The organism is Massilia putida (genome assembly GCF_001941825.1).
GTDB classification, from domain to species: domain Bacteria; phylum Pseudomonadota; class Gammaproteobacteria; order Burkholderiales; family Burkholderiaceae_D; genus Telluria; species Telluria putida.
Genome location: NZ_CP019038.1, coordinates 5,825,864 through 5,840,694 on the forward strand (window position 1 = coordinate 5,825,864; position 14,831 = coordinate 5,840,694).

Genomic DNA, 14,831 nt, shown 5'->3' on the forward strand with positions numbered 1-14,831 from the left:
ATATCTGTATAATTTCCATTTAACAATTGCGACACATGGGGCAGGGATGAAGGTATTGATTGTCGACGATGACGTGGTGTCGCGCATGATGCTGATGCACATGATCGACAGCGCGGCCAGCGGCGTGTTCGATGTGCTGGAAGCGGAAGACGGCGCCGACGCCTGGAACCAGCTGGACGGCGGCGCGGACCCGACGATCGTGTTCTGCGACCTGCGCATGCCGCGCGTGTCCGGCATGGAGCTGCTGGCCCGCGTGAAGGCCGACGCACGCTTCGCCGGCCTGCCGTTCGTCCTCGTCTCGGCCGCCGCCGACAGCGCGACGATGGAGCAGGCGCTGAATCTCGGCGCGGCCGGCTACATCGTCAAGCCCTTCGACAGCGCGCGTGTCGGCATGCACCTGACCCCGTTGATGCGCGCGGCCGACGAACAGCCCGCAGCCACGCTGCGCCGCCTCGGCATCGACGCCACGCGCTTGCTGCTGTACCTCGGCGGCCTGCAGCGCCAGCTGGTCAGCGCCGGCACGGATCTCGCCGCGCTGCTGGCGACCAGCCAGATCGATGTCGCACGCGCCTATCTCGCGCGCCTGTGCGAGGGCTGCCGCACGCTCGGCCTGCACGGCGCCGCGGCCGGCTTCGACGCCTTGCGCTCGGCCCCGGACGACGCCGGTCTCGCGCGCGAACTGGAGGCGGCGCACCGTGCCGTCCTGCGTCAGACCGATGCCACCAGGCATCTCGCCATGTGACTTTTTTCCTATTGGAAATAGAGAAAAATTGTCATAAAAATGTTGTAAATCTACCCACCACACGGTGACGGAATCCGGCATACTGATCCTTTGCCGTGGCCGGCATGCAGCAAATCCCAGGCAGAACGGCAACTTTACGGGCGTCCTTTTTGCCCGTACGGACCGCGCCAAGCGCGCGCCGTCCGTCGTGAGCTTGTCATTAAAATAGTCGACTTTGCACGGCAGCGCAGACTGTCGGGATGGAGCATTGACCAGGGATTGCATGAGCGATGACTATGAAGACCACGGTTTCCCCCAGCCTGACTTTTCTTACCGGCGGCGGCCAGATGGCCGCGCGCATCGCCGGCCATGACTGGCGCGCGACGAAGCTCGGCCCCATCGAGGGTTGGCCGGCCGCGCTGCGCACGGCACTGGGCCTGACGCTGAATTCGCGGTTCCCCTCGTTGCTGTGCTGGGGCGCCGAGCTGATCAGTTTCCACAACGACGCCTACACGCCGCTGCTCGGCGACAAGGCCGCGCTGGGCCTGCCGTTCCGCGCGGTCTGGTCGGAAGCGTGGGACACCGTCGGACCGATCGCCATGAAGGCCTATGCCGGCGAAGCCACGTACCACGAGGACGTGCAGGTCGCGCAGCGCTGGTTCACGTTCTCGTACAGTCCCGTGCGCGACGACGACGGCACCGTCGGCGGCATCCTGTGCACGGTCCTCGAGACGACGGACAAGATGCGCGCGCTAGCTAAGCTGCGCCAGAAGGAAGACACGCTGCGCCGCCTGAACGAGGCGCTGGCGCACCAGGTCGCGCCGCACGCGAGCGACCGCGAACGGCTGTGGCGCATCTCGCCCGACGTGATGTGCTCGGCCTCGCTGGCGACGGGACGCTTCCTCTCCGTGAACCCGGCGTTCACCGCGTCCTTCGGCTGGACTGCCGAGGAAGCGACGACGCGTCCGTTCATGGAGATGGTGTATTGGGAAGACCAGGACGACGTGCTGGCGAAGACGCAACTGCTGGCCGCCGGCACGCCGCTCGTCGGCTACGAAATAAGGATCCGGCACAAGGACGGCTCCTACCGCTGGGTGTCCTGGACGATCTCCCCGGAAGGCGAACTGCTGTACGGCGTCGCGCGCGACATCACGGCGGAAAAGCACCAGGCCGACGCGCTGCGCCAGGCCGAGGAAGCGCTGCGCCAGTCGCAGAAGATGGAAGCCGTGGGCCAGCTGACGGGCGGTCTCGCGCACGATTTCAACAATATGCTGGCGGGCGTGACGGGCCATTTGGAACTCATGAAGCTGCGCCTGCGCATGGGGCAGACGGGCGACCTGCCGACGCGCATCGACGCCGCCCTCGGCGTGACGCAGCGCGCGGCCGCGCTCACGCACCGCCTGCTCGCGTTCTCGCGCCGCCAGGCGCTCGACCCGAAGCCGACCAGCGTCAACGCGCTCGTGATGTCGATGACGGACCTGATCGAACGCGCGGCCGGTCCGGCGATCGGCGTGCGCACCCGTCTCGCGGCCGCATTGTGGATGACGCTGTGCGATCCGAACCAGCTCGAGTCCGCCTTATTGAATCTCGCGAACAATGCGCGCGACGCCATGCCGGAAGGCGGCCTGCTCATCATCGAGACGGAGAACGTGACGCTCACGCCCGCCCAGGCGCGCCGCCACGGCGACCTGCGGCCCGGCGAATACGTGCAGGTGAGCGTGCGCGACAACGGGGCCGGCATGGCGCCGGACGTGGTGGCGCGCGCGTTCGACCCGTTCTTCACGACCAAACCGATGGGGCAGGGTACGGGCCTGGGCCTGTCGATGGTGTACGGCTTCGCGCACCAGTCGGGCGGCAACGTGCGCATCGAATCGCGGCCCGGGCAGGGCACGGAAGTGCGCCTGCTGCTGCCGCGCCACCTCGTGGAGACGCCGGCGGCGGAACCCGCGGACGTGGAACCGCCGCTGCAAGCCGGCAGTCGCAAGGGCGTCGTGATGGTCGTCGACGACGAGGCCGACATCCGCGCCGTGATGAGCGAGGTGCTGGAATTGCAGGGCTACACGGTGCTCGTCGCCTGCGACGCCCCGCAGGCGCTGCGCCTGCTGCAGGACACGCGGCCGGACATGCTCGTGACGGACGTCGGACTGCCCAACGGCATGAACGGCCGCCAGCTGGCCGACCACGTGCGCGTGCAATGGCCCCAGCTGCCCGTGCTGATGGTGACGGGTTACGCGGAAAGCACCGTCATGAAAAACGAAAAGCTGCCGGCGCAGATGGAGATCCTGACCAAGCCGTTCGCCATGAATGCGCTCGTGGACAAGGTCGGTAACATGCTGGCGCTGGGCGTCGGTACGGAAACGGGCGCCGAAGCCGCCTGACCGCCGTTTACGTCGACGTGGGGTGGGCGGCCCCGTGCCCACGCGCGGCCTTCGCGCATGGCATACGTCACGCGTGGGCACGTTTCAATCGAGGCCCCCGGCCTCAAATGCCCACCCAACGGGATAGGTTTGTTCGTCAAGCTTATGGGCGATCTCCAGGCCGCCGATGATCTCGCGGCTGATCACATTGCCCGCGATGCGCACCGTCAGCAGATCGCCCAAGCCGGCATCGAAGATGATTTCCGGCGACGTGCGCGAATCGATGCAGTTGACGACGACGGCCATCGGATGCCGCCCGGTACATCGCGGGACGGGAACGCGGCGGCCCGGGCGGGGTACCTGCCGGGCGCACATTGTGGGAGGGACGTGGGTCGAGTACAATAGTCGACTGCCATCGGCAGCGTGTCGCCATAGTACAATGGATAGTACAAGGTCCTCCTAAGACTTAGATGCAGGTTCGATTCCTGCTGGCGACACCACCACACTTCGTACCGACCGATCCCCCTTCGGTACAATGCCTGCTTTCTCACACTTTTACTGATGTCCGCGCACCGATCGTCGTCGCGGCCGCTTACACCATGGCTGTCATTTCCCTCTCTTCCGCGCAACTGGCATTCGGCCACGTCGCGCTGCTCGATCATGCCGATTTTTCGCTGGAAGCCGGCGAGCGCGTCGGACTCATCGGCCGCAACGGCACGGGTAAATCCTCGCTGCTGAAAATCATTTCCGGCCGCTCGAAACTGGACGACGGCCTGCTCGTGATGCAACAGAACGTCAAGATCGCGTACGTCGAGCAGGAGCCCGTGTTCGACCCGGACATGACCGTGTTCGACGCCGTCGCCGCCGGCATGGGCGACCAGCAGGCGATGCTGGCCGAGTACGAGTCGCTGACGGGGCAATTTGGCCAGGGCAATGACGACGCGATCATGGACCGCATGCACGATCTGCAGGCCAAGCTCGATGCGACGGATGCCTGGAACCTCGGCAACAAGGTCGAGACGACGCTGGACCGCCTGGGCCTGGCCGGCGAGGCGAAGATGGGCACCTTGTCGGGCGGTATGCAGAAGCGGGTGGCGCTGGCCGTCGCGCTCGTGTCCGGTCCGGACGTGCTGCTGCTGGACGAACCGACGAACCACCTGGACTTCACGTCGATCCAGTGGCTCGAAGGCCTGCTGCGCGAATTCCGCGGCTCCGTGCTGTTCATCACCCACGACCGCCGCTTCCTCGACAACGTCGCGACGCGCATCGTCGAACTGGACCGCGGGCGTCTGCTCTCGTTCCCCGGCAACTTCAGCAAATACCAGGAGCGCAAGCGCGAACTGCTCGCGATCGAAGAAGTGGAGAACGCCAAGTTCGACAAGGTGCTTGCACAGGAAGAAGTGTGGATCCGCAAGGGCGTGGAAGCGCGCCGCACCCGCAACGAAGGCCGCGTGCGCCGCCTGGAAGACTTGCGCCTGCAGCGCGCCGCGCGCCGCGACCAGCAAGGCCAGGTGCGCATCGATGTCGCGACCGGCGAGCGTTCCGGCAAGATCGTTGCGGAGCTGGAAAACATCTCGAAGAGCTATGGCGACAAGGTGATCGTCAAGGATTTTACGGGCACGATCATGCGCGGCGACAAGGTCGGCCTCATCGGCCCGAACGGGGCCGGCAAGACGACGCTGCTGAAGATCATCCTCGGCGAAGAGACGGTGGACAGCGGCAACGTCAAGCTGGGCACGCGCCTGAACGTCGCCTATTTCGACCAGATGCGCGCGCAGCTGAACGAGGAAGCGACGCTGGCCGACACGATTGCGCCAGGCAGCGACTGGGTCGAGATCAACGGCCAGCGCAAGCACGTGATGAGCTATCTGGGCGACTTCCTGTTCGCGCCGGAGCGCGCGCGTTCGCCCGTGAAATCGCTGTCGGGCGGCGAGCGCAACCGCCTGCTGCTGGCGCGCCTGTTCGCCAAGCCGGCCAACTGCCTCGTGCTGGACGAGCCTACCAACGACCTCGACATCGACACGCTGGAATTGCTGGAAGAACTGTTGACGGATTACAGCGGCACGGTCTTCCTCGTCAGCCACGACCGTACGTTCCTCGACAATGTCGTCACGCAAGTCATCGTGTCCGAAGGGGAGGGAACGTGGCGGGAATTTGTCGGCGGCTACAGCGATTGGGAACGCGTGAAAAGCGCCGCACCGGCCGCGTCGGCGGCAGCACAAAAAGCCGCGCCGGCGAAAGCACAGGATATGTCATCCAGCGCACAGAACGCATCCGGCAAGAAGGTAAAGTTGAGTTACAAGGAGCAGCGAGAGCTGGAAGAACTGCCGCAGCTCATCGCCAGCCTTGAAGACGAGCAGTCGGCCATCACGGCACAGCTGAATGCGCCCGACTTCTACAAGACCAATCCCGCCGACGCGCGCCGCATGAACGCACGTTTCGCGGAAATCGAGGAATTGCTGCTCGACGCCCTGGAGCGTTGGGAGCGCCTCGAAGCGCGCGCGCGGGGAGATTAGCCCATGCGTTAGCCGCGGGCCAGGCGCCCGCTGATGGAGGAACATGACTGAGCATGACGACCGCTACGCCGTGCCCGCCACGGCAGCCATCCCGGCCGACGCTCCCATGTTCAACCGCGCGGCCTGGATCCGCATTCTGCCCTTCGCCGCTTACCTGTTCTTCATCGTCATCGGCGACGTGCTCGAGCGCCTGGGTGTCCGGCAGGACGCCCTGCGCTGGCTGTACCCCGTCAAGATCGCCCTCGTGGCCCTGTTGCTGGCGCTGTTCTGGCGCCGGTATCAAGAACTTTCCCGTTTTCATCTCCGATCGTTGCACGCGCTGATCGCGCTGGCGACGGGCATCGTCGTGCTCGTCCTGTGGATCAGCCTGGACGCCGGCTGGATGCTCGTCGGTTCGCCGTCCGGTTACGATCCGCGCGTCGACGGCCGCGTCGACTGGCTGCTGGTCTCGATCCGCATCGCCGGCGCCGCGCTCGTCGTGCCCGTCATGGAGGAATTGTTTTGGCGTTCTTTCCTGATGCGATGGGTGGACGCCCCTGATTTCGAGTCGGTTGCGCCCTCTCAACTCAGTATCAAAAGCTTCGTCATTACCGTCCTGCTGTTCGGCTTCGAACATAACCTCTGGCTTGCCGGGATCGTTGCGGGCGCAGCCTACAGCCTGCTGTACATGCGTCACCGCAACTTGTGGTCGCCGATCCTGGCGCATGCCGTGACCAATGGCCTGCTTGGCGTGTGGGTGGTTCGAACCGGAAACTGGTCTTACTGGTAAGCCGTCCGGCCTAACTTCAAGAAGATAAAAACCATGTTGACATCCCGCGTACGTCCTCTTGCCCTGTTGCTGTGCTCCCTCTTCGCGCTGCCGGCCGGTGCCGGTCCCAGCGATGCGCTCCACGTGTACGGCGGGGTCGCCTACGGCCACGACGACAACCTGCTGCGCATCCCGGACGGCCAGGCCGCGTTCGACGGCACCCGTGCCGATTCGTGGTGGGAGCGGGAGGCCGGACTGATTTTCGATAAAACCTATAGCCGGCAACGGATTTCCATCGTGGCCAAGCTGTCGAAGTACGACTTCAACCACTTCAAACAGCTCAATTACGATGGCAAGGACTTGCAGGCAACCTGGTTCTGGCAACTCGGCAACCACCTCGAAGGCAGGGTCGGCACGACCTACGAACAGGTGCTGGCGCCGTACACCGATTTCCAGAGCAACGAGCGCAACCTGCGCCGCAGCCGCACCCAGTTCGCGGAGGGCGCGTGGCGTTTCCACTCGTCCTGGCGCGTGCGCACGGGCTTCCAGCGCGACAAATACGACTACGAGCTGTTCGCGCAACGCTACAACAACCGCACGGAGGATGCGAGCGAGGTCGAGCTCGATTATCTGCCGAGCAGCGGCAGCACGGTCGGTCTCGTGGCGCGCCGCGTGAAGGGCAAGTATCCATACCCGCGTCCCGTGGGCCCGTTCCTCCTCAACGACAATTTCACGCAGGACGAGCTGAAGGCGCGCGTGCTGTGGCTGGCCACGGGCTCGACGACCTTCGATGCCCTCGTCGGCTACACGCGGCGCGATCAGCCATCCTTCGGCACGGGCAAGACGAGCGGCGTGGCCGGCAAGATCAAGGCCACCTACCAGCCGCGCGGCAAGATGACCTATAAAGCCGCGGTCTGGCGCGACTTCGCGCCGCTGGAAAGCACGGTGGTGAGCTATACGCTGAACAAGGGCGCCAGCGTCGGCGCGCAGTGGGACGCGACGGCCAAGATCAAGGTGAATGCGGACGCCGTCTACGAACGGCGCAACTACAACGCGCGCGAATCGTTTGCCAGATTGGGCGATATCCGCGATTCCATCCGCACGAGCAGCCTGTCGGCGACGTGGGCGCCGCGGCCGACCGTGCAGGTATCGGCCGGGCTTGCGCATCAGGCGCGCAGCGGGTCGGTCGTGCTCGGCACCGGCAGCTTCAAGTCGAACAGCGTGACGCTGTCGGCCAATGCGCAGTTCTAAATGTGTCTATGACCGTCAATGACATACCACTGATCTCGTTCTTTCAGCGCGTCCTCGATCCGCTGATCATCATGGGCACGCTGTACCTGTCGGCGCTGCTGTTCCATGAACCGTTTTCGGGGTATCTGCTGGTGCTGATGGTGCTGGCCTTCTTCATTTCGTCGGCCGTGTACCAGCACATCGATCCGTACCGCACGTGGCGCAGCGGCCGGATGTGGGCCTATGCGCGCGACACCGTGTTCGGCTGGTGCGTGACCCTGGCCGTGCTGATGTTCCTCGGCTCGTCCAGCGGCCTCAAATACTATTACGACCAGCGCGTGCTGCTGGCCTGGGCCGTCGCCACCCCGCTGATCCTGCTGGGCAGCCACATCGCCGCCCGCGTGACGAACCGGCCCGGCAATACGAGGGAAGTGCGGTCCGTGGTGGTGGTCGGCGTCAACGACGTGGGCCTCAAGTTCGCCGGCATCTGCGACCGCCATCCGAACCTGTTCATGCAGGTGCGCGGCTTCTTCGACGACCGCGACGGCGAGCGCCGGCCGGCCGAACTGCCGCACCCGATGCTGGGCAAGACGGACGAGCTGGCGCAGTACGTGCGCAACAACGGCATCAAGATGATCTTCATCAGCCAGCCGATCTCGGCGCAGCCGCGCATCCGCAAGCTCATCGACGAGTTGCAGGACACCACGGCGTCCGTCTATTTCCTGCCGGACGTCTACATCTTCGACCTGATGCAGGCACGCTTCGACAACGTCGGCGGCATGCCCGTGATCGCGATCTGCGAGACGCCGTTCATGGGCCTGAACAGCATGGTCAAGCGAACCTCCGACATCGTGCTGTCGTGCATCATCCTGCTGCTGCTGGCGCCGCTGATGCTGGCCATCGCCGTGGCCGTCCGGTTGAGTTCGCCCGGTCCCGTCATCTTCCGCCAGCGCCGCTACGGCCTGTATGGCGAAGAAATCATCGTCTACAAATTCCGTTCGATGAAGGTGATGGAGAACGGCAATATCGTCGTGCAGGCGCGCCAGGGGGACGAGCGTGTGACGCCCATCGGCGGCTTCCTGCGCCGCACGTCGCTCGATGAATTGCCGCAGTTTATCAACGTGCTGCAAGGCAGGATGAGCATCGTCGGGCCGCGTCCGCACGCGGTCGCGCACAACGAACAATATCGCAAGCTGATCAAGGGATACATGCTGCGCCATAAGGTCAAACCGGGTATCACCGGTTGGGCGCAGGTCAACGGGTTGCGTGGTGAAACCGCCACGCTGGACAAGATGGAAGCGCGTATCCAGTACGACCTCGACTACCTGCGCAACTGGTCGCTGTGGCTGGACCTGTGGATCATCCTCAAGACGGTCAAAGTGGTGCTGACGCGCGAAAACGCGTTCTGATGTGGGGTCACTTAGGGCCGACTTAAAGAGGCAAATTCAAACGGATCGTCGCTTGCGGCGGCGGATGGGCTGCGTAGAATAATTGATGAGATTGCAATTTTTTATTGACTTTGCATAACATTTCGCCGGGGAAGCAGGCACATGAAAAAAGCGCTGATCACGGGTGTCACCGGGCAGGACGGTTCTTATCTCGCTGAATTGCTGCTCGCCAAAGGCTACGAAGTGCACGGCATCAAGCGGCGCGCCTCGCTGTTCAACACGGAGCGGATCGATCACATCTACCAGGACCCGCACGTCGAAGACAACCACTTCCACCTGCATTACGGCGACCTGTCCGATACGTCGAACCTGAACCGCATCCTGTGCGAAGTCAGGCCCGACGAGGTGTACAACCTGGGGGCCATGAGCCACGTGGCCGTGTCGTTCGAATCGCCGGAATACACGGCCGACGTCGACGCCCTCGGCACCTTGCGCCTGCTGGAAGCGATCCGCTTTCTCGGCCTGGAAAAGACCACGCGGTTCTACCAGGCATCGACCTCGGAACTGTACGGCCTCGTGCAGGAAACGCCGCAGCGCGAGACGACGCCGTTCTACCCGCGCAGTCCGTATGCCGTGGCCAAGCTGTACGCCTACTGGATCACAGTCAATTACCGCGAAGCGTATGGCTTGTATGCCTGCAACGGCATCCTGTTCAACCACGAATCCCCGCGCCGCGGCGAGACATTTGTCACGCGCAAGATCACGCGCGGCCTCGCGAACATTTCGCAGGGCTTGGAGCACCAACTGTTTCTCGGCAACCTCGACGCGCTGCGCGACTGGGGCCACGCGCGCGACTATGTCGAGATGCAATGGCTCATGCTGCAACAGGACGCGCCCGAGGATTACGTGATCGCGACGGGGCGCCAATATTCCGTGCGCCACTTCGTCGACGTGGCCGCGCGCGAGCTGGGCATCGAGATCGCGTGGCAGGGCGAGGGCGTGCACGAACGCGGCGTGATCGCCGCCATTCACGGCGACAAGGCGCCCGGCGTCGTGGTGGGCCAACCGATCGTCGCCGTCGACCCGCAATTCTTCCGTCCGACGGAAGTCGAGACGCTGCTCGGCGATCCGGGCAAGGCACGCCGCCGGCTGGGCTGGGAGCCGCGGACGTCTTTCGAGGCGATGGTGCAGGAAATGGTGGCGCACGACCTCGAGACGGCGCGCCGCCACAAGCTGCTGGCATCGCATGGCTACAACGTTGCAATTTCATTGGAGTGAACGTTGAATACTCAACCCCGCATCTACGTGGCCGGCCATAACGGGCTGGTCGGTTCGGCCATCGTGCGCGTGCTGCGCGCGCAAGGCCACACGAACATCGTCACGCGCAGCCACGCGGAACTGGAATTGACCGATCAGGCCCAGGTCCGCGAGTTCTTCCGCAACGAGCGCATCGACCAGGTCTACCTGGCCGCCGCCAAGGTCGGCGGCATCCACGCGAACAACACGTATCCGGCCGAGTTCATCTACGACAACATGATGGTGCAGGCGAACGTCGTGCACGAAGCGTGGCGGAACGGGGTGAACAAGCTGTTGTTCCTCGGGTCGTCGTGCATCTACCCGCGCCTCGCGCAGCAGCCCATCAAGGAAGAGTATCTGATGAGCGGCATGCTGGAGCCGACCAATGAACCGTATGCGATGGCGAAGATCGCCGGCATCAAGTTGTGCGAAAGCTATAACCGCCAGTACGGCACGGATTACCGCAGCGTGATGCCGACGAATTTGTACGGCCCCGGTGACAACTATCACCCGGAAAACAGCCACGTGATCCCGGCCCTGATGCGGCGCTTCCACGAAGCCAAGGTGAGCGGCGCGCCCGAAGTCGTCATCTGGGGCAGCGGCAAGCCCATGCGCGAATTCCTGTACGTCGACGACATGGCGGAAGCCAGCGTCTACGTGATGAATCTCGACCACGACACGTATGCCGCCAACACCGACCCGATGCATTCGCACATCAACGTGGGCACCGGTGAAGACGTCACGATCGCGGACCTCGCGCGCCTCGTCGGCGAGACGGTCGGCTACCGCGGCCGCATCGGCTTCGACACCACCAAGCCCGACGGTACGCCGCGCAAGCTGCTCGACGTGTCCAAGCTGAAATCCCTCGGCTGGCAGGCACGCACGCCGTTGCCGGAAGGGTTGCGGCGCGCGTACGCGGCCTTCGTCGACCTGATGGCAGCCCAGGAAAAACGGGCCGCGGCATGAGCGCCGCGGCCGGGGCCATACGGCAGAGTGTTAATTGACGAACAGATACCGAGCCGTGCGGCTCCCAGAATGAACGGGCTATAAAAAGAGTTCCACCAGTTTTCATCCATCAGGAAACCAACTTGAACAACAACCACGTGGCTGCCATCATGAAGACATCTTCCCCTACGACTCCCAAGCGCGTGCTGTGCGCCGCGCTGATCCTGGTTGCGGCAACCTTGAGCGCATGCGGCGACAAGGCGAAGGAAAAGAAACCCGGCCAGGCGCTGGCGAGCGTGAACGGGGAAGAGGTCACGGTGCTCCAGCTCAACGAGGAATTGCAGCGCGCCGGCGTCTCGGCCACCCAGCAGGATGCAGCCAGCAAGCAATTGCTGCAGGCGCTGATCGACCGCCAGCTGTTGCAGGAAGCGGCGGAGAAGGAAAACCTCGACCGCGACCCCAAGGTCATGCAGGCGATCGACCGCGCAAAGTCGCTGATCATCGCGCAGGCCTACTTGCAGAAGCGCATCGGCAACGTGGCGAAGCCGACACAGGCGGAAGTCGAGGACTATTTCAACAAGCATCCGGAATTCTTTTCCAACCGTAAGCAGTTCAGCATGAACGAGATCGTGATCTCCGCCAACGACCTGACACCCGAGGTGCGCAGCGCGGCCGACAGCGCGAAGTCGCTGGAAGAGGTCGCGGTGTGGCTGGATGCGCACAAGATCAAGTACGGCCGCAACCAGGTCACGCGCTCGACGGCCGACGTGCCGCCGCAGTTGTCGTCCAAGCTGCTGGGCATGCCCAAGGGCCAGCTCTTCGTCGTCAAGGAAGGTCCGCGCGCAATGTTCATCTCCGTCGCCGACGTCAAGGATGCGCCGGTGAACCTGCAGGTGGCGTCCAGCCAGATCGAACAATTCCTCATGAACCGGAAGAACAAGGAACTGGCCGCCGCCGAGCTGCAGCGCCTGCGTTCCAGCGCCAAGATCGAGTACCTGAACAAATCGATGATGCCCGATCCCAAGGCCGCGCCCCCCAGCGCGGTGGCGAACGCCGATTCCGCAGGGGCGCCCGCGCCGGCCGCCGTCCCTGCGGACAGCGCAACACCGGCCGACAACACATCCGGACCCGACAAGGCAGCGCTCGACCGCGGCGTCGCCGGACTGAAGTAAATCGAATCATTTGACGAACAAGAAGGAGTGAACATGAAACGACTCGTACACTGGATGATTGCGGCAGTCCTGACACTCAGCGCCGGCATGGCGGGCGCGGCGGAAATCCTGCTCGGCCCGGGCGATGTGGTCAAGGCATCGGTCTACGGCAGCCCCGATCTCGCGGTCGAAACCCGTGTCTCGGAAAGCGGCACCATGACCTTCCCGTTGCTGGGCGAAGTGCAGGTCGGTGGCCTGACGACGCAACAGGCGGAAAAGAAAATCGGCAACCTGCTGGAGAAGGGCGGCTACCTCAAGAAGGCCCAGGTCAACCTCCTGATCACCACGCTGGCAAGCCAGCAGGTGTCGGTGCTGGGCCAGGTCAACCGTCCGGGCCGCTATCCGGTCGACGGTCCCCGCAAGGTGCTCGACCTGCTGGCCCTGGCCGGCGGCATCGGCCCGGAAGGTGGCGACATGGTCAGCCTGGTGCGCACCCGCAACGGTGTCACCACGCGCGAAACCATCGACGTCGTCGACATGGTGCGCAAGGGCGAGCTGAACCGCGATTATGAAGTCGCCGGCGGCGACATCATCTTCGTCGAGCGTGCGCCGCGTGCCTACATCACGGGCGAGGTGCAGCGTCCGGGACCGTTCCGCCTGGAGCGCGCGATGACCGTCCAGCAGGCCCTGTCGGCCGGCGGCGGCCTGACGCAGCGTGGCACCCAGCGTGGATTGCGCATCACGCGCCGCGATGCGAACGGTGCCCAGCACACGATCGATGCGAAGGCGGATGACCTCGTGCAGGTGGACGACGTCATCACGGTCAAGGAATCCTGGTTCTGATCCGAGGGGATCTTGATAAACCTGCCGCCGTCGCAGAGCCGGCCTGCGATGCTCCGCGTCGGCGGACCGGCCGCACCGTAAGTACGGCTGCGCTTCTCGGCCAGCCCTGCTTCCGCTCGCTACGGTTTCTCAAGGCCCCGATACGCTGGTGGTGTGCTGAGTTTTCGCTTTAGGTAACGCAGTCCTGGGTTTTTGTTCCACTCCGTTTTAAAGGTTCATCATGAACGTTCACCAATTCCTGCTGATCTTGCTTGCACGAAAGAAGATCATTCTGACGACTCTTTTGGTCACGGTCGCGCTGGCCCTCGGGTTCAGCCTGATCCAGGCCAAGACGTACAAGGCAACGGCATCCGTTCTGTTGAACTACAAAGGCGTGGATCCGCTGACCGGGCTGACGATGCCCGGCCAGCTGCTGCCGGGCTATATGGCCACCCAGATCGACATCATCAGCAGCAAGAACGTGGCGCTGCGGGTCGTCGATGCGCTGCATCTGGCCAATAGCCCGGCCGTCATCGAACAGTTCAGGGATGCGAACGACGGCAAGGGATCGGTGCGCGACTGGCTGGCCGACCTGCTGCTGAAGAAACTCGAGATCGTGCCGTCGCGCGAATCGTCCGTCGTCGAGATCAGTTTCAAGGGCGCCGACCCGCAATTCGCGGCCGCGGTGGCCAATGCGTTCGCCGACGAGTACCAGAAGATCACCGTCCAGCTCAAGACCGACCCGGCCAAGAAGACGGCCGCGTACTTCAACGAGCAGACCAAGCAGTTGCGCGACAACCTCGAAGCGGCGCAGGCCCGCCTGTCCAAGTACCAGCAGGAGAAGGGCATCGTCAGCCTCGACAACAACCGCGTGGACGTCGAACTGGCGCGCCTGAACGAATTGTCGGCCCAGCTCGTCGCCGCGCAGACGGCCGCGATCGAAGGCAATTCGCGCCAGGCCGCCGCCGGTTCGGCGCTGACGTCGCCCGACGTGGCCAACAACGCCCTGATCCAGTCGATGCGGTCCAACGTCGCCCAGGCCGAAGGCAAGTTCGCCGACACGGCCCAGCGCTATGGCCGCAACCACCCGCAATACCAGGCCGCCAAGGCCGAGCTCGACAAAGTCCGCGGCGAACTGAACGCCGCTCTCGGCACCGTGTCGCGCAGCGTCGGCGCGAATGCCCAGGTGCTGCGCCAGCGCGAGGCGGAACTGCGCGAAGCCGTGGCCCAGCAGAAAGCGAAAGTGCTGGAAATGAACCGCGCCCGCGACGAACTGGGCGTGCTGCTGAAAGACCTCGACAGTGCCCAGCGCGCCTTCGATTCCGCGTCGCAGCGCTTCTCGCAGACGCGCATCGAAGCGCAGTCCGAACAATCGGACATCTCGCTGCTGAACCCGGCCGTGCCGCCGACCGAGCCGTCGGGCCCGCGTGTGCTGCTGAACACGCTGGTGGCGTTCCTGCTCGGCACCATCCTCGGCGTCGGCCTGGCCCTGCTGCTGGAACTGCTGAACCGGCCGGTGCGTGCGGCCAGCGACGTCAAGGACATGCTGGGCATCCCCGTGCTCGGCACGATCGAATGGAAATCGCCGCGTGGACGGACGGGCGGTATCCGTTCCCTGATGACGCCGCGCCGCCTGCTCCGTCTCAACTGATCCATG

General features: G+C 64.2%; 12 protein-coding genes and 1 tRNA gene. 12 read left to right on the forward strand and 1 reads right to left on the reverse strand.

From position 1 onward, the window contains the following. The first annotated feature begins 46 nt into the window (after positions 1 to 46). Both BVG12_RS28160 and BVG12_RS28165 read left to right on the forward strand, forming a co-directional pair. Positions 47 to 742, forward strand: a complete 696-nt coding sequence (locus BVG12_RS28160) for a response regulator transcription factor (protein WP_075795290.1) — start codon at positions 47 to 49, stop codon at positions 740 to 742. A gap of 275 nt (positions 743 to 1,017) precedes the next feature. Beyond that, the gene (locus tag BVG12_RS28165) at positions 1,018 to 3,099 is read left to right on the forward strand and encodes a hybrid sensor histidine kinase/response regulator (RefSeq protein WP_075795291.1); all 2,082 of its coding nucleotides are present in this window, start codon (positions 1,018 to 1,020) and stop codon (positions 3,097 to 3,099) included. An 84-nt stretch (positions 3,100 to 3,183) separates the two neighbouring features. Here BVG12_RS28165 and BVG12_RS34320 read toward each other — a convergent pair whose 3' ends face one another. Next, the gene (locus tag BVG12_RS34320) at positions 3,184 to 3,384 is read right to left on the reverse strand and encodes a carbonic anhydrase (protein ID WP_075795292.1); all 201 of its coding nucleotides are present in this window, start codon (positions 3,382 to 3,384) and stop codon (positions 3,184 to 3,186) included. 119 nt (positions 3,385 to 3,503) lie between these two features. On the opposite strand from BVG12_RS34320, the gene BVG12_RS28175 reads away from it, so the two are divergent. From BVG12_RS28175 to epsF, 10 genes are all read left to right on the forward strand, one after another. After that, positions 3,504 to 3,578: transfer RNA gene (locus BVG12_RS28175), tRNA-Arg, on the forward strand. A gap of 99 nt (positions 3,579 to 3,677) precedes the next feature. Next, positions 3,678 to 5,594, forward strand: coding sequence for an ATP-binding cassette domain-containing protein (locus BVG12_RS28180; protein ID WP_075795293.1), 1,917 nt, complete (start codon positions 3,678 to 3,680; stop codon positions 5,592 to 5,594). Between the two features lie 43 nt (positions 5,595 to 5,637). Continuing rightward, entirely contained in the window at positions 5,638 to 6,363 is a 726-nt protein-coding gene (locus BVG12_RS28185) for a CAAX prenyl protease-related protein (RefSeq protein WP_083685485.1), read from the forward strand. A 33-nt stretch (positions 6,364 to 6,396) separates the two neighbouring features. Then, positions 6,397 to 7,593 carry an XrtB/PEP-CTERM-associated polysaccharide biosynthesis outer membrane protein EpsL gene (gene epsL / locus BVG12_RS28190; protein ID WP_075795294.1) on the forward strand — a complete coding sequence of 399 codons (1,197 nt, stop codon included), beginning with the start codon at positions 6,397 to 6,399 and terminating at the stop codon, positions 7,591 to 7,593. A gap of 8 nt (positions 7,594 to 7,601) precedes the next feature. Then, on the forward strand, positions 7,602 to 8,981 hold the full coding sequence (locus tag BVG12_RS28195; protein WP_075795295.1) for an undecaprenyl-phosphate glucose phosphotransferase: 1,380 nt from the start codon (positions 7,602 to 7,604) through the stop codon (positions 8,979 to 8,981). Positions 8,982 to 9,122: 141 nt separating this feature from the next. Then, entirely contained in the window at positions 9,123 to 10,238 is a 1,116-nt protein-coding gene (gene gmd / locus BVG12_RS28200) for a GDP-mannose 4,6-dehydratase (protein WP_075795296.1), read from the forward strand. A gap of 3 nt (positions 10,239 to 10,241) precedes the next feature. Further along, positions 10,242 to 11,222: a GDP-L-fucose synthase gene (fcl, locus tag BVG12_RS28205; RefSeq protein WP_075795297.1), complete on the forward strand. Its 981-nt coding sequence runs from the start codon at positions 10,242 to 10,244 to the stop codon at positions 11,220 to 11,222. Between the two features lie 122 nt (positions 11,223 to 11,344). Beyond that, complete coding sequence (locus BVG12_RS28210) at positions 11,345 to 12,373, forward strand: EpsD family peptidyl-prolyl cis-trans isomerase (protein WP_229503739.1); 1,029 nt, start codon at positions 11,345 to 11,347, stop codon at positions 12,371 to 12,373. A gap of 33 nt (positions 12,374 to 12,406) precedes the next feature. Beyond that, positions 12,407 to 13,195 (forward strand): polysaccharide export protein EpsE, encoded by a 789-nt coding sequence (gene epsE / locus BVG12_RS28215; protein ID WP_075795298.1) that lies wholly within the window; start codon positions 12,407 to 12,409, stop codon positions 13,193 to 13,195. A 220-nt stretch (positions 13,196 to 13,415) separates the two neighbouring features. Next, on the forward strand, positions 13,416 to 14,825 hold the full coding sequence (epsF, locus tag BVG12_RS28220; protein WP_075795299.1) for a chain length determinant protein EpsF: 1,410 nt from the start codon (positions 13,416 to 13,418) through the stop codon (positions 14,823 to 14,825). Positions 14,826 to 14,831 lie beyond the last annotated feature (6 nt).